The organism is Streptomyces sp. NPDC002742, assembly GCF_042888885.1.
Classification (GTDB): domain Bacteria; phylum Actinomycetota; class Actinomycetes; order Streptomycetales; family Streptomycetaceae; genus Streptomyces.
On record NZ_JBIAQF010000005.1, the window covers coordinates 44,152 to 61,219 of the forward strand.

Here is a 17,068-nt window from a genome sequence, read left to right on the forward strand (position 1 = left end):
GGGCGCCGGATGCGCGCCCAGGCAACCCGTTCGACACCGGCGGAGGACGGGTGGTTGTGGCCGCTTTCGTACAACCTTTGCCGGTTCAGGTGGAGTTCACCTCGGATTGTCGCTCTCTTGGGGCGGACGACTCCGGGTGTTGGCGACCCGGGGCCGCCGTACGGCGGCGGAGCGGCGATGGAGCCAGGGTCAGCGTCACGGCGACCGAGGCGGCGGCCATGACCGTCATCGCCGTTCCGGGCGAGGCGAGTTGGGCGATCCCGCCCGCCAGTGCCGCGCTCACGCCCCGCATCGTGAGCATGCCCGCCGTGTGGAGCCCGAGCGCGTGACCGCTGAGCTCGTCGGGGATCAGGGCCAGCAGACGTTCCTGCTGGATCAGGCTCGATCCGAAGCCGATCGAGGCGACGGCGACGGGGACGGCCGCCACGGTCACGCTCGGACGGAGGGCGAAGAGCAGGTACGGCGTCGCGAGGAGCAGCAGGAACGGGATGCCGAGGCGGGCGCGCACCCGGGACGGCAGCAGGCGGCCGGTCGTCACGTCCCCGGCGAACATGCCGAGCGCCGCGAAGGCGAACAGCGCGCCGGCCCGGCTCGGCGCGCGGACGGCATCTGCGGGTGCTGCTGGACGCGCGGCTCGTGGAGCGGCGGCGGGCGGGACGGTCGGTGCTGTACTCGCGGACGGCCGCCGGTGAGGTGCTTGTCACAGCGCAGCGGGACGGACGGACCGGCGGGACCGGCGGACCCGTCACCTACCGGAGTTAGCATCCGCTTATGACTACTGACAACTCTGTGCTCGCCGTCGAGATCGGGGCCCTCCAGGGGGGCTCCGCCGATCTGTCCCAGTACGCGGGCAAGGCCGTCCTCATCGTGAACGTGGCCTCCAAGTGCGGTCTGACCCCGCAGTACGCCGGTCTTGAGCAGCTCCACGCCCGTTACGCCGACCAGGGCTTCACCGTCCTCGGCGTGCCCTGCAACCAGTTCCTCGGCCAGGAGCCCGGCAGCTCCGAGGAGATCGCCGAGTTCTGCTCCGCGACCTACGGCGTGACCTTCCCGATGACCGAGAAGGTCGAGGTGAACGGCGACGCGCGGCACGGGCTGTACGAGCGCCTGGTGGGCACCGCCGACGCCGAGGGGCACAGCGGCGACATCCGCTGGAACTTCGAGAAGTTCCTGATCGGGCGGGACGGCACGGTCGTCGGCCGCTTCTCCCCGCAGACCGAGCCGGAGTCCGCCGAGCTGGTCTCCGCGGTCGAGAAGGCCATCGGCTGAGCTCGTCTCCACGACCGAGAAAGCCATCGGCTGAGCTCGTCCCCACGACCGAGAAAGCCATCGGCTGAGCCCTGCGGTTGACCTTGTCCCTGGGGCAAGGGTGAGTATCCCTGTCACCGGGCGGAAGGCGCCCGGTGACGGAGGATGACAGGGTGGACAAGGACCTGCTCACCATCGGCGCGTTCGCCTCGCGGGCGCGGCTCTCGGCGAAGGCCCTGCGGCTGTACGACCGGCTGGGGCTGCTGCCCCCGGCCTACGTCGACGAGGTCAGCGGCTACCGCTACTACCGCGCAGAGCAGACCGAACGGGCCCGGCTCGTCGCGCTGCTGCGCCAGCTGGACATGCCGCTGGCGCGGATCGCGGACGTGGTGGAGGCGGGCGGCGGCGAAGCGGCCGCGCTGCTCGCCGCGTACTGGGACGGCGCCGAGGCGCGGTTCGCCTCGCAGCGGGCGCTCGCCGACTACCTCCGTGGACGTCTTTCCGGGAGGAGTTCCGAGATGTACGAGAAGTTCGTCGTCGAGACCGCCGAGGTGCCCGAGCAGGTCGTGCTGACCGAGAAGCGGCACGTGCTGGCGCCCGAGCTGCCGGTGTGGATCCCCGGCTCGCTGGGGCGGCTGGAGGAGGGCGCCCGCGAGGCCGGAGGTATCACGGGGCCACCCTTCGTCGTCTACCACGCGGAGGTCAGCGTGGAGAGCGACGGCCCCGCGGAGACGTGCGTGCCGGTCGCCGACGAGGCCGCGGCACGGGCCTGGGCGGAGCGACAGGGGCGGGCCACCGGGGCCGAGGTCCGGATCGAGCCGGCCCGGCGCATCGCCTGTGCCCGCATCAGCAAGGCCCAGGTCGCCCACCCGCAGATCCTCGCCGCCTTCGAGGCGGTCGAGAGCTGGGTCACCGAGCGGGGACTGTCCGTCGACGGCCCGTGCCGGGAGATCTACTTCGCCGACTGGGACGCCTCGGGGCCCGACGACGCGGTGTGCGATGTGGCGTTCCCCGTGAAGTGACGTGACGTGCGGTGACGTGCGGTGCGGTCGCAGCGCCACGCCGCGCCTACCTTTGCGTGGCGCAGCGCCCACCTTCGTGTGACATTGCGGGCGCCGCACCTGGCAGCCGTGTACGAGTGGGAGTTTCGGTGGTCTCGTCCCCTCTCGGGAGTTCGCTGTGCCTTCTGTCGCTTCCTCGGTCAACGTTCCCGCCCCGGCGCCGGTAGCCGGGGCATCCACGGAAGTGGCGGAGCACCGGCTCTCGTGGGAGGGCTACGCGTACACCGTCCGGGTCGCCCGGCACGGCCCTCCCGTCACGGAGCCGCTCCTCGTGCTCGGCGGGTCGGACCAGACGCGGTACTCGTGGATGCGGCACGAGCGGTGGCTCGGAGAACTCGGGACCGTCGTCACGGTGGATCTGCCCGGGTTCGGGGACGCGGACTTCCTGCCCGCCGAGCACGGGATCGACTTCCTCGCCGAGTGCGCGGGACACATGCTGCGCGAACTCGGGCTCGGCCCGGTGAACCTCTACGCCGGGTGCTACGGCGGGGCCGTCGGGCTCCGGCTCGCCCAGCGGTGTCCGGAGCTGCTGCGCCGGGTCGTCGTGCAGGGGATGTCGGACCACATTCCGGGGTGGTTCGCCGAGGCGCTCGTGGGATGGGTACGGCTCCTGGAGGAGGGGCGCGTCGAGGAGACCGCCGAGGAGTTCGTACGGTGCTTCGTACCGCCGCCCGGTGACCGCACCGTACGCAAGCACGCCGCGCTGACCCGGCTGATGTACCAGCAGTTCGCGGCACAGACCCCGCGCGACGTCGCCGTGACGGTCGAGCGGAACCGGCGGCTGCTGGCCCACGAGTGGTACCGGCGGGCGCCCGTGCCCGCCGTCCCGTATCTCGTGTTCACCGGCGAGCACGACACGCTCACCACGCCCGACCGGGTCCGCTCCGTGGCGGCGGACCTGCCGGGCGCCTACTTCACCACGATCGCGGAGTGCGGCCATCTGGCCCATCTCCAGCGGCCCGAGGACTTCTGCGACCTGCTCGTCCGGTTCTTCCGCGACCAGCGCCCGCAGGACGCCGGTCTGTCGTACTGCGGGCCGTTCGAGCGGTTCTAGTGCCTGCCACGGCACCGGCGGCACGGGCTCAGCGCAGCTCCTCCGGGCACGGCGTCCCCCGCGGGAGCTGGTACGGCGCCGCGAGCCGGTAGGTGCCCGGCCTCGGGGCCAGCAGCTCCGTCCACGTGTCGCCCGCCGCGGTCTCCTCGGTCGGCGTCAGACAGCCGTTGAGGTTGTCGTACGTCTTCGGGGTGCCGTCCTCGCGGCCCTTCGACGCCTTCGTCTCCTGCGGCGGCTTCAGGCTCTTGCCGTCCGCGCCGACGATGCTCAGCCACGGCGAGTACGGGATACGGATGAGGATGCGGCCCGCCTCCTTCACCTCGATGGTCAGCTCGCCCTGCTCGGCCAGGTCGACGACGGCGTGCGGCTCGGCGAGCGGGGTGGGGTCGGTGACGGTGAAGAGCTGCCAGTTGGCGTCGCCCCAGATCTGCCGGAGGTACGGCATGCCCCGCTGGACGAGCTCACGTTCGCGCTGGCCGCCGTCGCCGTCCGGTTCGCCCTTGGGCAGCACGACGTAGTGGATGGCCCAGCGCTGCAGCCACTCGTGGTAGTTCGCCGAGTTGAGCGTGTCGTCGTAGAAGAGCGGGTTGCGCTCCATGTCGGCCTGACGGTTCCAGCCGCGGGCGAGGTTCACGTAGGGGGCCAGGGCGGACGCCTCGCGGTGCGAGCGGGCGGGGACCACCTCGACGCGGCCCTTCTCTGCGTCCACCGACTGGAGCTGGTTGACGAGCGGGGCCAGCTCGCGCGCCCAGGAAGCCGCCGGGGTGGTGTGCACGATGTCGTCGACCGTCTTGAAGCCGATCCATCCGTTGAATCCGACGAAGGCGACGACGACGGCGTACCACTTGCGCGACTTCGGCACGGTGAACGGCAGCGCGGCGATCAGGGCGACGCCCGCGAACAGCATCGCCAGACGGGAGATGTTCGTACCGATCTGGGAACTGATCAGCCAGACGAGGAGTACGCCGAGGCCGTACACCGCCGCCGTGATCCGTACCGTCGTCCACTCCTTGGGAACCAGGAAGTAGACCGAGACGGCGCACGCGAACGGCAGGATGACCGAGAAGAAGGTCATCGGCTGGGTGCCCGAGAAGGGGAAAAGCAGGGCCGAGAGCGCGACCACGACCGTCGGCGCGATGCCGAGGGCGTAGGCGCCGGGGCGGCGCTTCTGGAGGAACAGGGCCGCCGCCAGCAGGCCCACGAACAGTCCGGCGACCGGCGAGGCGGCCGTCGCGAGCGCGGCGAGCGGCGCCGCGCACAGGGCCTTCGCCCAGCGTTTGTAGCGCCAGCGGTGGGGCCAGCAGAAGACGACGGCGACCGCGCCGAGCGCGAACATCGTGCCGAGGCCGTAGGTCACCCGGCCCGAGATGGCGTTGCAGAACAGTGCGAAGACACCCGCGGACGTCGCGGCCACCGGGTTCCGGACGGCTCGGCTGCGGATGAGGATCATCGTCAGCAGACCCGCCGAGAGCGTCCCGGCGATCATCATCGTCGTCCGGACGCCGAGCACCGACATCAGATACGGCGAGACCACGCTGTACGAGACCGGGTGCATTCCGCCGTACCAGGCGAGGTTGTACGCCGAGTCCGGGTGCCGGCCGACGAACTCCGCCCACGCGTCCTGCGCGGCCAGGTCACCGCCGCTGTTCGCGAACGTGAAGAACCACACAATGTGGAGCACGCCGGCGAGGGCGGTGAAGAAAAGGACGGGGTAGCGGCGGAAGAGGTCCTTCGGCGTTGCGCCGCCCGGTGCGAGCGGCTCGGTCCCGCCGGGGCCATCGGCGTCCCCGCCGCCTCCGGCCGTGTCTGTGCCTACGTCACGGACCGCCTCGCGGGTGCTGCCGTGCAGCGGTATTCGCGGGCCCGTTCCCCGGCCCGGATCGGCGTCGTCGGCGTGTGTCGGCTCCGCTGTCGCCACTGCAAGGTACTCCCCGTGTCCCGTTGTCCATTCTGGGCCGGGACCCGCGGCTCGCGAGCAGCCCCGATTAGCGCGACGCTAGCACGCACTCCGCCGTACGGCGCCCGAGTGGGCCGCCGTCCGGCGGAGTGCGGTGCGGGTGCCGCTCCCCGCCGTACGTCACCGATGCGTGCGCGCGTACGTCATCGGTGTGCGTGTCCGCTCAGCCGACGCGGGTCAGCTTCGCGCCGAGGCCGGGCTCGGCGAGGTCGGACCGGAGCGCGACGGGGATCGTCACGGCGTCGCTGGAACCGTCGCCGACCTTCAGCTCGCCGACGACCGTGCCCGCCTTGCCGGTGTGCGGGACCGCCGTCCCGCCCTCGCCGATCCTCAGCCCGGTCTTCAGACCGGGCCAGCCGACCGCCGTCATGTTCTTGGTGGCGACGACCGGGGTCCGGACGCCGAGCTGGTCGTCCACGTACCCGACGACCTGGCCCTTCTTCACCACGGTGGCGGTGATCAGGCTCTTCTGGACCTTGTCGATCAGTTTCTGGCTGTTCGTGATCGCCAGCTGGAGGCTGTCCCAGAGCTTGCCGGTGCCGGCGTTCTGGTTCATCACCGCGCCGTAGATCGTCTGCGTCTTGCCGTCCACGACCTTGGTCGCGGCCCACACCAGGTTGCCGCCGGCGGGCGTCGACGAACCGGTCTTCAGACCGATCACGCCGACCTGCTGGACCAGCAGGTCGTTGTTGTTGTAGATCGTGCCGGGCAGCCCCGGGATGTCCGCCTTGGCCATCCCGACGATGCTGCGGAACACGTCGTTCTTCATGACCTTCTTGGCCAGCTTTACCTGGTCGGTGGCCGTGCTGACCGTCGTCTTCTGCAGACCGCTCGGGTCCGTGTACGTCGTGTTCGTCATGCCGAGGTCCTTGGCCGCGGCGTTCATCTTGGCGACGAAGCTCTTGGCGTCGGAGTCCCAGCGGCTCAGCAGCCGCGCCACGTTGTTGCCCGAGGGGATCATCAGCATCTGGAGCATCTGGCGCTCGGTGAACTGCTGGCCCTTCGTCATCAATGCCTTCGACTCGTCCGGCAGCTTCGACTCGTCCTCGGCCTGCTGGTCGACGGTGATCTTCTCGCCCTCCTCGTTCCCCTTCAGCGGGTGCTCCTGAAGGATCACGTACGCCGTCATGATCTTGGCGACGCTCGCGACGGGGGCGGGGGTCTGCTTGCCGTCGGTGCCGAGGCTGCCGACACCGTCGACCTCGATCGCGGACTGGCCCTGACCGGGCCAGGGCAGGTCGAGGGTGCTGCCGCCGAAGGTGTACGTCTGGTCGGCGCTGAGCGCGAGACTCGGCGTCGGCAGCGGACGGAAGGCCTGCGCGACTGCAAAGATCACCACGAGCAGCAGGACCAGCGGCGTCCAGATCTTGACCCGCCGTACGAGCGTCCGGACCGGGGTCTGCGGCGGCGGCGGCGTGTTCGTCAGCTCGGCCAGCAGGTCCAGCGGGGGCTTCGGCGGGAGCGGCAGCTGTGTGGTGCGCTCGGGGCCGACCTGCTGGATCGCCGCGGTGGCCGCAGCGGGCCTGTCTGCGGTACCCGGGGCGGGCCTGTCGGCGGTGCCCCGGGCGGGCGCGGCCTTCGGCCACGCCGGGGCGCCGGGCTCGTCGAGCGGCTTGAGCGCGACGAACCTGCTGGTGCGCTCGGGATCGGCGGCGGGCGCGGCCCCCCGGTCGGTGGCCTTGGCGGCGGGCCGCTCGGTGGCCTTGGCGGCGGGCCGGTCGGTGCCGGGCCGCTCGGTGGCTTTGGCTTCGGGCCGGTCGGTGGCTTTGGCTTCGGGCCGGTCGGTGGCCTTGGCGGCGGGCCGGTCGGTGGCCTTGGCGGCGGGCTCGGCGGTGGCGTCCGTCGGCCCGGACCCGGGCTTCCCGGCTGCCGGGCGCCGGGTGGCGCCGCCCAGCTTGAGCATGGTGGTGGGCTGGTCCACGGCCGGAGGCCGAGGGGCCTTGAAGATGGCGGTGGGCTGATCGACGGGGGCCTCGGGGGCGGATCCGGCGTCAGGTGTCGCGGACTCCGCTTCAGGGGTCGCGTCGGTTCCCGTTGCCGGGGTCGCGTCGGTCTCCGCGTCCGCGTCCGCGTTCTCGTCACCGGAGCCGGAGCCGGAGCCTGAATCCGAGTCGCTCTGGCGGCCCTGGGACGCGGCCTCGGGCTTGTCCGCGGCGGACTCGGGCAGATCATCGGTCGCGGGTACGGCAGCTCGCGCGAAGGGGGCTGCGGGCCCGTCCTCGCGCTCGTCGTCCGGCGCGGCCCCGGGCTCGTCCTCGGGGTCGGTCCGGCCCTCGCCCTCGACCGTCGGCTCGGGCTCGTCCGCCGCCTCGGGCACGGCCTTGGAGGCGGTCTCGGCGGCGGCCTCGGCGGCGGCTCGGGACGCCAGGGCGGCGTCCAGAGCGGACGTCGGGGCCGACTCGTCCGCGGGCTCGTCCGCGGGCTCGTCCGCGGCGAGAGCCTCGCCGGAGGCGTCTTCCCGCTGCTGGTCGGCCTCGGGCTCCTCGGCGGTGTCGATATCGATGTCGAGGTCGAGATCGGCGGCGGCCTCCTCGCCCGTGTCGAACGCCACGTCGGACTCGTCGGACTCGTCGGACTCGTCGGACTCGTCGGACTCATCGGACGTGCCGTCGGCCCTCCGGGACGTCGCGGGCTCGCCCGGGTCGTCGCCGGGCTCCGCGCCGTCCGTGTCCGCGTCGGACCCGTCGGCGTCTTCGGCGTCTTCGGCGCCGTTCAAGGCGCCGTCATCGCCCTCGGATCCGGCGTCGGTCCCGTCGGCGTCCCCGGAGTCTCCGGCGTCGTCGGCGGCGCCGTCCCCGGATCCGGCGTCGCCGTCGGTCGCGTCCGCCGGAGCGGGCTCGTCCGATCCGGCGACCCACGCGGCCACCGCCGCGCGCAGCCGGGTGTCGCCCTCGACCCTGCCGCCGCCGGCCGCACCCGCGGCGTCGGCGGACTCGGAGGCCCGCTCCGGCTCCGCCGTGCGGGAGACGTCCGCCGTGCGGGGCGACTCCGCCGACAGCGCCTTCGTGGAGAACACCGCCGTCGCCTGATCCACCCGTACCGTGGCGGCCCTTTCACGGGCCATCGCCATTCGGGGGTCGGCCGGAGCCGAGCTCTGGGTCGACGTCGACGCCGGCGCGACCGAGCGCGCCGGACTCGGGACCGACGCCGGGGTCACCGGCGTCGCTTCTGCCGACGACGCCGACGACTCGTGCTGCTTCGACCTGTCGGGGGACTCGCCCGCCACCGATGCCTCCTCCATGCGGCGCACGCCCTCCGCGCGCCGAAAACGAACCGTCAAACCCTTGAACCGCCGCCCGGACACCGCTGTCCGAACCATGTACCAGTGTCCTGCTGTGAGGGCTTGACCCCTGCGGTAGACGAGAACGACATACCTGCCGGTTCCCCCATATTCCGGTCACGCGCCCTCGACAGACCAATGTGAGAGGGGTCACCCTGTCATTCATCCACGCGGGGAGGCATGGATGGGCAAGAGCCGCAGAACAATTCCGGAGGAGCTTCTGCTGCTGGCGTTGGACCCGGCCACGGGTACCACCGCGCAGCCGCAGTCGCTCGACCTCGGTCTGGCCGGAGCACAGCTAGTGGAGCTGGCGCTGGCCGGACGGATAGCCCCAGACGGGGATCGTATCGCCGTGGTGGTGCCACGGCCGACCGGAGATCCAACACTGGACTGTGCGTTGGAACTGCTTCGCCGACGCGGAGCACCCGTACGCGCGGTCAACTGGATCGGCGGACCCCGCCTGGGGCTTCGCCAGACCTACCTTTCGCATCTGGAGCGGTGCGGCATGGTTCATGCCGTGGCGGGCCAGATGTGCGGGGTGCTTCCGACGACTCGCTACCAAGCGACGGACACGGATATCAGCCGGGAGATCAGAACCCGGCTGGACAACGCGATCCGCACCGGCGTCCCGCCGGACCCGCGGACCGCGGCGCTCGCCGCGCTGGCCCATGCGGTCGGTCTCGGCAAGCACCTGTATCCGGGGAACGAGGGACGTTCGTCCCGCTCCCGGCTGCGGGACCTGATCAGGCACGACCCCATGGGCGGCCTCGTGGCACACGCCGTGATGGACGTTCAGAACGGTGTGGCCGCACAGCCACGCCGCAGCCCGGCACCGGCAGGCCGTCCGGCCACCGCCGGAGTCAGGTCCGCACCGGAGACCGCGCGCGGTGTTCCGATGCAACCGCGTCATGGATCGATGGCGCGCGCCGTGGTGCACTGAGCCGCAGCCCCACGGCGACCCGCACCACCGCAACGCCGGCAGTACCGCAGCACACGCAGTTCCCACAGCACCCGCACCGCCAGTACCACCGGCACCGCCGCACGACATCGAGCGCCGCACCGCAGTCCCCATGATCCGGTTCGGGAGCCGCTGGTTCGCGCGGGGTGGCTGAGACCGTACGTCCGGACGACGACACGGTCCCGCCGCCCCGCGTGGCCGCATCCGGGGAGAACCCGTCTCCAGGGGAGGACCCGTCCCCAAGGGGACCCGTTCGCCTTCTCGGCCGACCGGGGCGTCCTCGACGATCCTCGACGATCTCCCGTATCTCCTACGGGAGTTCGCGGGTCCCCGAGGGGGGCGAACGGCGCGTATACACGCCGAATCCGCGAACTTGCGCCCACCCGGCGCATATACGCAGTTTCCCAGCGGTAGAAAGCACCTTGGTGGCAATCTGCTCAACAGCAGATACGCAAAGTACAGGCCCGCAGCCGGAGGTGCACGTCCCGTGGCGTCAAGTGTCAATCCCACCGTCCGGCGGCGCCGGCTGGGCCAGGAGCTGCGCCGGCTCCGTGAACTCAAGGGCATGACGGCCGAAGAGGTCGCCGAGCGCCTGCTGGTCTCGCAGTCGAAGATCAGCCGCCTGGAGAACGGCAGGCGCAGCATCAGCCAGCGCGACGTCCGCGATCTGTGCGGGGTCTACGAGGTCGAGGACCACCGGATCGTCGACTCGCTGATGCAGATGGCCAAGGACTCCCGCCAGCAGGGCTGGTGGCACTCCTTCGGCGACATCCCGTACAGCGTCTACATCGGCCTGGAGACCGACGCGGCGAGCCTGCGCGTGTACGACCCGCAGGTCGTCCCGGGTCTGCTGCAGACCCGGCAGTACGCCGAGGCCCTGATCGCGGGGGCGCTGCCGGAGACCGCGCCCGCGGACATCGACAAGCGCGTGCAGGTGCGACTGAAGCGGCAGGAACGAATCTCCGCCCCGGACAACCCGCTGCGACTGTGGACCGTCCTCGACGAGTCCGCGCTGCGCCGCGCCGTCGGCAACCGATCCCTGATGCGCGAGCAGCTGGAGTACCTCGTCGAGCAGTCCCAACTGCCGCACGTCACCGTGCAGGTGATCCCCTTCGACATGGGCGCTCACCCGGGTCTCAACGGCCAGTACGCGATCCTGGAGTTCCCCGACGCGGCCGACTCCAGCGTCGTCTACATCGAGGGCGTGACCAGCGACCTGTACCTGGAGAAGGCGAACGACGTCCAGAAGTACAGCGTGATGTACGAACACCTGCGGGCTCAGGCCCTGAACGTGGAGCAGTCGCGCCAGTTCATCGCGGACATCGCGAAGGAATACGCGCGCTGAACGGCGGCCGGGGGCGGCCTCGCGAGGGCGCCCCGCCGATGAGCGGCCGGACCTTACACTGTCGCCGCCCTGGGACGGAAGACCCCCATGGAATATGCCATCCGGTCGAGTGAATAGTCGCTTCGTCAGCCGATGTTGGCGAGTAGCGTCGATCACGCCACCGAGCAACAACGTTGGCGCGATCCGGACCGCGGGTTTCCTGACGGATCCGCAGTCCGGTGACAGCGCGCCGGCGTTTCGGTGGTGGCAACTCACCGAAGAACGACTGCTTTCTGGAGCGATCATGGCAATTCAGCAGGGCGCCACCGACACGTGGACCAAGTCTTCCTACTCCACCGGGAACGGCGCCTGCGTCGAGGTCAAGTCCCCGGCCCTCTCGGCGATGGCCGTACGGGACTCCAAGGTCCCCGCCGGGCCCACGCTCGCCTTTCCCGCGGACGCGTGGAACACCTTCGTGGCCGAGGTGAGCCGAGGGTCCTCCGACCTCGTCTGACCCCACCATGACCCGACACAACTTCATACGCTCCACCGACAGAGCCCTCTCGACCGGCCCGCCGTCCTGGCCGAGGGGGCTCGGCCCCTCTTTTTTGGCTCGGTTCGCCTCCGGGACGAAGGGCGCCCTTCTAGCGCAGCCGGTCCACGTACGTGTCCGTCCCCGGCACCGTGGGGATGAACGGGGCCACCAACTCCACTCGCCCCAGGCCTGATTCGGCCACGGCCTCGTCCAGGCCGGTGAAGTACGCCTCCCAGCACTCGCGCGGATCCGCCTGCAGGAACCACAGCAGGGTCAGCCGGGTATCCACGCCCTCGACCTGCTTGACGTAGGTCATCCGGTCGCCGGGGAGCGGGGTGGGCCGGAAGAGCGTGACGAGCGCGGCGGGCGAGCCGGCCAGGCGCTCGGGGAGGTGGCGGGAGCGCAGCCATTCCAGCAACTCGGCGCGCTGGGCGGCCGATTCGGCGTCGACGACCTCGACCACGAGGCCCGCGTAGGGGTGGTCGAGGGCGTGGAAGTCGCGGGGGCCCGCGGCGCCGTCGCGGTAGACGGTGGCTTCGTGGTCCTGGAAGGCCGTGAAGACGTGGGTGCGTCGATGAAAGACGCGCCCGTCGCGGTTGAGCCGCTTGTTGATCCCGACGGTCCACCGCATGTGTTCCTCATAGCGGCCTGAGGTCAGCCAGTAGACCGTGACATAACAGCCGTCCGTGACAGGCTGGGCCACCGCCGACTCGCTTGGATACCGCAGGAGTTGCAGATCCCGCGTGGCCACCCAGCGTCGCCCCGAGTACATCCAGGGCATGGCCATGGCTCCCGCGATGAAATGATCATCTTCATACCATCTGTGGTAAGCGCGTTCGTGCCCAGGATCGGGTTCGACCATCGTGATCAACGCGTGCCCGACATCCACACCGTAGGGCCCGACCGACGCCAGCTTGCCGTACAGATCCGGATAGGTCTCTTCGCGTCCACTGTCCTGCATGCGCACTACCCACCTCTCCCGAAGTCACCCTCAAGCCATTTCTGACGATACGTCAGACACCAAACGGTGGGAACGGGCGTACGGCAAGTCGCTCAAACAGGCGATATGGGCTCAATGCGACGAAACATTCCTTTGAAGGAATTACGTTCAGGGGCGCATCGCACCACTTCGGGAGGGCACATGACCACCTTCAATGCCACAGCGACGGAAGGGGCCGACGTTGCGTCATGGGACGGAGTGACAATCCCGGAGCGCGTACGCAACCGGACCTCGGTCGCACTCGCCGTGGACGACTCGCTGCGCGCTCACGTTCCACAGCGGCCCGGCTGCTACCTCCGCACCTCTCGCGACCGCCAAGGCGACGAGAAGAGCCTCACCCTCCAGTTCGACGACGCCGAGGCGAGGCGCATCGCCCAACACTGGTCACCATTCGCCGAGATCTACCGGGAGAACGACACCAGCGCCTTCAAGAAGACACGGACGGTGCGAGCGGACGGCTCAGCCGACTGGGTCGTTGTCCGCCCCGAGTTCAGGCGTATGCTCGGCGATCTCCTGTCGGGACATATCGACGGGGTGGTGTTCTACGACACTGATCGACTGGCCCGACAGCCGAGAGATCTCGAAGATCTGATCGACGTCATCGAGTTCACAAAACGCCCCACGGTAGGCGTCACAGGCGAGCTCAATCTCATCTCTGACGCGGACAGGCACATGGCGCGAATGCTGTGCATCATGGCGCTCAAATCGTCGCAGGACACGTCGCGACGCGTCGCGCGGAACCATCTGGCGGACGCGACAGCGGGTGAACTCACGGGTAGGACGCCGTACGCGTGGAACTCGGACGGCACTCTTCGGCCCGACCGTGCCCGTGTGGCCCAGCGCATCTACGAGCGGTTCACGGAAGGCGCCAGCATCACGGGTATCGCCCGCGAACTCAACCGCGACAGAATTCCCTCACCGCGAGGCAGGAAATGAGCTCAACCAACCGTGAAGGCAATCCTGACCAACCCCCGATACTGCGGCTTCGTCTCGTATGAGGGGAAGCATCGCACCGAAAATCAGCGCCAGCGGGATGGCTGGGGACGCGTACTCGTCGGGCAGGACGGTCTTCCTGTAGTCGGCAAGTGGGACCCGGTCATCCCCCGAAAGCTATGGGCGGACACACAGCTCGAGCTGGACCACCGCAGGATGCTCAGCGTCGAGAAGGGAATCCCCCACAACCTCGAGGGGCTCAACCATCGCAAGTACCTGTTCACGGGGTACTTGCGATGCGGGATCTGCAAGGCCCCGATGAGCGCCAAACGGGTCGCGCAGCGTGGGCACGTCATCTACTACTGCCCAGGCCGAGTCCGCAACGCATGCGGCAAGGTCAGCCGCCGCGCGGAGCCAGTGGATCAGCATCTGGAGAAACTGGTCACCAGGTGGGAGGGCAAGCGGACTGCACCTGACGCCAGCGCCGCGCTTCCTGAAGCGCTGCAGGACGCGGCGACTCGGATTTCGGCGATCCGTGTGCGCAAGCAGACCCTCATCACCGCATGGGCCACAGGCGACGAATCGTTCTCGGACCTGCGCCCGGACGACTACTGCCAGACGATCGCCGTCATGAACGCCGAACTCGACCTTCTGGAAAGGAGAGCCGCTGAGCACGAGATGGCCACAGACGCGACTCGGCCACGCGACTACGCCGCCGAGTGGAGGGACGGAGGCTTCGAGCAACGCCGCGCATTGATCGGCGAGATCTTCACGGCCATTCATGTCATGCCGTCCGGCAAGGGGCGCGCCCCTTTCAACCCGGCCCACATCTGCCCCATCTACGCGAACTGATTCACACCGTGCGTGTGACTGGCCTTCTCTCCCGGACGCCCATACTCTGACGCTCCGTCAGACAATGCGCCAGAGCCGGGGAGGCCGCAGATGTCACTGCTCGCGGGGAAGACCGTCGTCGTCTCGGGTGTCGGGGCCGGGCTCGGCCATCAGGTCGCGGCGGCCGTCGTGCGCGACGGGGGCGACGCGGTGCTCGGGGCGCGGACGGAGGCCAATCTGGCCAAGTCGGCGGCCGAGCTGGACCCGGACGGCGCGCACACGGCGTTCCGCGCGACGGACATCACCGACGAGGGTCAGTGCGAGGCGCTGGCGGGGCTCGCGGTCGAGCGGTTCGGGCGGATCGACGCGGTGGTCCATGTCGCCGCCTGGGACAGCTACTTCGGCGGTCTGGAGGACGCCGACTTCGCGACCTGGCAGTCGGTCATCGACGTGAACCTGCTCGGCACGCTGCGGATGACCCGTGCCTGCCTGCCCGCGCTGAAGGAGCGCGGCGGTTCGGTCGTCATCATCGGCACGCAGTCGTCGGTCGCCGCGCCGAGCCAGGTGCGGCAGGCGGCGTACGCGGCCTCGAAGGGGGCGCTGACGAGCGCGATGTACTCCCTGGCGCGGGAGCTCGGGCCGCACCGGATCCGGGTCAACACCGTGCTGCCCGGCTGGATGTGGGGCCCTCCCGTCGAGGCGTACGTGCAGTTCACGGCGTACACCGAGCAGGTGCCCGAGGCGGACGTCCTGAAGCGGCTCACCGAGCGGATGGCCCTGCCCGAGCTGGCCACGGACGGGGATGTCGCGGACGCCGCGGTGTTCCTGGCGTCCGACCGGGCGCGGGCGATCACGGGGCAGTCCCTGCTCGTGAACGCGGGCGAACTGATGCGGTAGGCGGTACGGCCGGAGCGGCCCCTTTCCCAGGCGCACGGGACCCGCATCCCGTACGGCTGTCGGCTTGTCGTCGCTGGTCTGGGTCTGACGAAGTGCCCGCTCATGGTGTGGTCCACGTCACGAGCGCGACAACCGCCCGACAGGTAAAGTAGAAGCAAAATCGTTCTGCTTTCTGATCTGTGTTCATATCTGTGACCGCGCGAGGTCTTGACCGGCCGGTCGGACCAGCGGTTCAATCCCCCAAGTCCCCGCTCCCGCACGGGGGCGCCGCCCTCCCCCGAGCTCTCGGCTTCGTTCGAGCGGGGGGACCCACGCGTACTGGCGAAGTGCCGTCCGGTATCTGCAGGTTCACAAGGCGGACCCCTGGAGGGGGCACATGAACGGTCTCGACTGGGCCGTCCTGGTCGCGTATTTCGGTGTGATGACCGCGATCGGGGTCTGGTCCCACAAGCGTGTGGACGATGTCAGCGACTTCTTCACCGCGGGCGGCAAGATGCCGTGGTGGCTGTCCGGCATCTCGCACCACATGTCGGGCTACAGCGCGGTGATGTTCACCGGCTACGCCGGCATCGCGTACACCTACGGCATCACCTCGTACGTCACCTGGGCACTGCCCATCGCCATCGGTGTCGCCATCGGCGCCAAGGCCTTCGCGCCCCGGCTCAACCGGCTGCGCTCGCGGCTGCACGTGGCCTCACCCCTGGAATACCTCAAGGACCGCTACAACGTGCAGACGCAGCAGGCGCTGGCGTGGTCCGGCATCCTGCTGAAGATCGTGGACGTGGGCGCGAAGTGGGCGGCCATCGCCACCCTGCTCAGCGTCTTCACCGGCGTCACGCTCACCCAGGGCATCATCATCACCGGCGGCATCACGGCGGTGTACTGCACGATCGGCGGGCTGTGGGCGGACGCGCTGACCGAACTCGGCCAGTTCGTCATCCAGTTGCTGGCCGGCCTGTCGATGCTGGTCATCGCGCTGAACAAGATCTCCGACCAGGGCGGTCTCTCCAAGGCCCTGGACTCGCCGAAGCTGCACGGTCACGCGGACGGGTTCGCGGGCCCGTATCTGACGGTGTTCTTCATCGCGTACCTGTTCATCAAGCTGTTCGAGTACAACGGCGGCATGTGGAACCAGGCCCAGCGCTACATGGCCACCAAGAACGCCAAGGAGGCCACGCGGTCGGCGTTCCTGTCCGCCGGGCTGTGGTTCGTGTGGCCGGTCATCCTGTTCATCCCGATGTGGCTGTCGCCGCTCCTCGTCACGGCGCAGAAGCCGGACGGCTCGGACGCGTACGGCCTGATGGCCGACCAGCTGCTGCCGCACGGGCTGCTGGGCCTGGTCGTCGTCGGGTTCTTCTCGCACACGATGGCCATGTGCTCCTCGGACGCGAACGCCATCGCGGCCGTGTTCACCCGGGACGTGGCGCCGGTGCTCTCCAGGACCGCGCGTGCCTGGGACACCCGGGCGGGGCTCATCGCGGCCCGCGTCACCACCGTCGCCTTCCTCGGCTTCTCCATGGCGGTGGCGACCCAGGTCAACTCCCCCACGTTCAAGGACATCATCACCATCGTCATCAAGTGGGTGGCGGGGCTCATGGGGCCGATCGCGATCCCGTTCATCCTGGGCCTGCTGCGGCCGTTCCGTAAGTCCGGTCCGACGGCGGCGCTGACGAGCTGGGCCTGCGGTCTGCTCGCCTTCTTCCTCGTCAACTACAACCTGGACTTCTCCCAGCGCACGGACGTGAAGCTGGAGTACCAGGTCTCCGTCCCGATGGCCATCTCCCTCGTCCTGTACATCCTCATCGGCTTCCTGAAGCCCGAGGACACCCCGGAGCGGGACGCGATCATCGAAATGATCAACACGGACGACGACGGATCGGCCGGCGCGTCGGTCCCGGCCCCGGCGGGGGCACCGGACGAGGTGGTGGGCACTCCGGTCACGGACTAGACGGCCGGGCAGGGACGGGAAGGACGGGAGGGACGGGAGGGA

General features: G+C 69.7%; 12 protein-coding genes and 3 pseudogenes. 11 read left to right on the forward strand and 4 right to left on the reverse strand.

The annotated features are described in order from the left end of the window. Positions 1-85: 85 nt before the first annotated feature. Positions 86-595: pseudogene (locus ACFYW8_RS09635) on the reverse strand (MFS transporter); the annotation flags it as partial. 5 nt (positions 596-600) lie between these two features. Between ACFYW8_RS09635 and ACFYW8_RS09640 the strand changes: the two are divergent. The 4 genes and pseudogenes from ACFYW8_RS09640 to ACFYW8_RS09655 all read left to right on the forward strand — a co-directional run. After that, a pseudogene (locus ACFYW8_RS09640) lies at positions 601-762 on the forward strand (transcriptional regulator); the annotation flags it as partial. Between the two features lie 9 nt (positions 763-771). Next, positions 772-1,269, forward strand: coding sequence for a glutathione peroxidase (locus tag ACFYW8_RS09645; RefSeq protein WP_365871703.1), 498 nt, complete (start codon positions 772-774; stop codon positions 1,267-1,269). 134 nt (positions 1,270-1,403) lie between these two features. Continuing rightward, a complete protein-coding gene (locus tag ACFYW8_RS09650; protein ID WP_365871701.1) occupies positions 1,404-2,270 on the forward strand; it encodes a MerR family transcriptional regulator in 867 nt (288 codons plus the stop codon). Positions 2,271-2,427: 157 nt separating this feature from the next. Beyond that, complete coding sequence (locus ACFYW8_RS09655) at positions 2,428-3,363, forward strand: alpha/beta fold hydrolase (protein WP_389069763.1); 936 nt, start codon at positions 2,428-2,430, stop codon at positions 3,361-3,363. Positions 3,364-3,391: 28 nt separating this feature from the next. On the opposite strand, the gene ACFYW8_RS09660 is transcribed toward ACFYW8_RS09655, so the two are convergent. Together ACFYW8_RS09660 and ACFYW8_RS09665 are read right to left on the reverse strand one after the other, a co-directional pair. Beyond that, positions 3,392-5,281: an MFS transporter gene (locus ACFYW8_RS09660; protein WP_365871697.1), complete on the reverse strand. Its 1,890-nt coding sequence runs from the start codon at positions 5,279-5,281 to the stop codon at positions 3,392-3,394. 202 nt (positions 5,282-5,483) lie between these two features. After that, the gene (locus tag ACFYW8_RS09665; protein ID WP_389069770.1) at positions 5,484-8,561 is read right to left on the reverse strand and encodes a D-alanyl-D-alanine carboxypeptidase; all 3,078 of its coding nucleotides are present in this window, start codon (positions 8,559-8,561) and stop codon (positions 5,484-5,486) included. A 223-nt stretch (positions 8,562-8,784) separates the two neighbouring features. Here ACFYW8_RS09665 and ACFYW8_RS09670 point away from each other — a divergent pair, with 223 nt between their 5' ends. The 3 genes from ACFYW8_RS09670 (at position 8,785) to ACFYW8_RS09680 (ending at position 11,396) form a co-directional block, all read left to right on the forward strand. Then, positions 8,785-9,540, forward strand: a complete 756-nt coding sequence (locus ACFYW8_RS09670) for a GPP34 family phosphoprotein (protein WP_365871693.1) — start codon at positions 8,785-8,787, stop codon at positions 9,538-9,540. Positions 9,541-10,045: 505 nt separating this feature from the next. Further along, positions 10,046-10,903, forward strand: a complete 858-nt coding sequence (locus ACFYW8_RS09675) for a helix-turn-helix transcriptional regulator (RefSeq protein WP_365871691.1) — start codon at positions 10,046-10,048, stop codon at positions 10,901-10,903. A gap of 283 nt (positions 10,904-11,186) precedes the next feature. Further along, entirely contained in the window at positions 11,187-11,396 is a 210-nt protein-coding gene (locus ACFYW8_RS09680) for a DUF397 domain-containing protein (protein ID WP_389069779.1), read from the forward strand. A gap of 130 nt (positions 11,397-11,526) precedes the next feature. Here ACFYW8_RS09680 and ACFYW8_RS09685 read toward each other — a convergent pair whose 3' ends face one another. After that, positions 11,527-12,378: a hypothetical protein gene (locus ACFYW8_RS09685; RefSeq protein WP_389069783.1), complete on the reverse strand. Its 852-nt coding sequence runs from the start codon at positions 12,376-12,378 to the stop codon at positions 11,527-11,529. A 180-nt stretch (positions 12,379-12,558) separates the two neighbouring features. Between ACFYW8_RS09685 and ACFYW8_RS09690 the strand changes: the two are divergent. From ACFYW8_RS09690 to ACFYW8_RS09705, 4 genes and pseudogenes are all read left to right on the forward strand, one after another. Further along, positions 12,559-13,548, forward strand: a pseudogene (locus ACFYW8_RS09690) (recombinase family protein); the annotation flags it as partial. Positions 13,549-13,566: 18 nt separating this feature from the next. Beyond that, positions 13,567-14,202 (forward strand): zinc ribbon domain-containing protein, encoded by a 636-nt coding sequence (locus ACFYW8_RS09695; protein ID WP_389071086.1) that lies wholly within the window; start codon positions 13,567-13,569, stop codon positions 14,200-14,202. A gap of 90 nt (positions 14,203-14,292) precedes the next feature. Beyond that, the gene (locus ACFYW8_RS09700; RefSeq protein WP_365871685.1) at positions 14,293-15,078 is read left to right on the forward strand and encodes an SDR family oxidoreductase; all 786 of its coding nucleotides are present in this window, start codon (positions 14,293-14,295) and stop codon (positions 15,076-15,078) included. Between the two features lie 376 nt (positions 15,079-15,454). Further along, entirely contained in the window at positions 15,455-17,026 is a 1,572-nt protein-coding gene (locus tag ACFYW8_RS09705; protein ID WP_365871683.1) for a sodium:solute symporter family protein, read from the forward strand. The last annotated feature ends 42 nt before the right edge of the window (positions 17,027-17,068 follow it).

What these genes read in the sequence shown, in the direction of transcription:
- ACFYW8_RS09680 (WP_389069779.1), top strand. Translation starts at nt 11,187, where the DNA reads ATGGCAATTCAGCAGGGCGCCACCGACACGTGGACCAAGTCTTCCTAC.
- ACFYW8_RS09665 (WP_389069770.1), bottom strand. Translation starts at nt 8,561, where the DNA reads ATGGAGGAGGCATCGGTGGCGGGCGAGTCCCCCGACAGGTCGAAGCAG.
- ACFYW8_RS09700 (WP_365871685.1), top strand. Translation starts at nt 14,293, where the DNA reads ATGTCACTGCTCGCGGGGAAGACCGTCGTCGTCTCGGGTGTCGGGGCC.
- ACFYW8_RS09695 (WP_389071086.1), top strand. Translation starts at nt 13,567, where the DNA reads ATGCTCAGCGTCGAGAAGGGAATCCCCCACAACCTCGAGGGGCTCAAC.
- ACFYW8_RS09670 (WP_365871693.1), top strand. Translation starts at nt 8,785, where the DNA reads ATGGGCAAGAGCCGCAGAACAATTCCGGAGGAGCTTCTGCTGCTGGCG.
- ACFYW8_RS09685 (WP_389069783.1), bottom strand. Translation starts at nt 12,378, where the DNA reads ATGCAGGACAGTGGACGCGAAGAGACCTATCCGGATCTGTACGGCAAG.
- ACFYW8_RS09705 (WP_365871683.1), top strand. Translation starts at nt 15,455, where the DNA reads ATGAACGGTCTCGACTGGGCCGTCCTGGTCGCGTATTTCGGTGTGATG.
- ACFYW8_RS09645 (WP_365871703.1), top strand. Translation starts at nt 772, where the DNA reads ATGACTACTGACAACTCTGTGCTCGCCGTCGAGATCGGGGCCCTCCAG.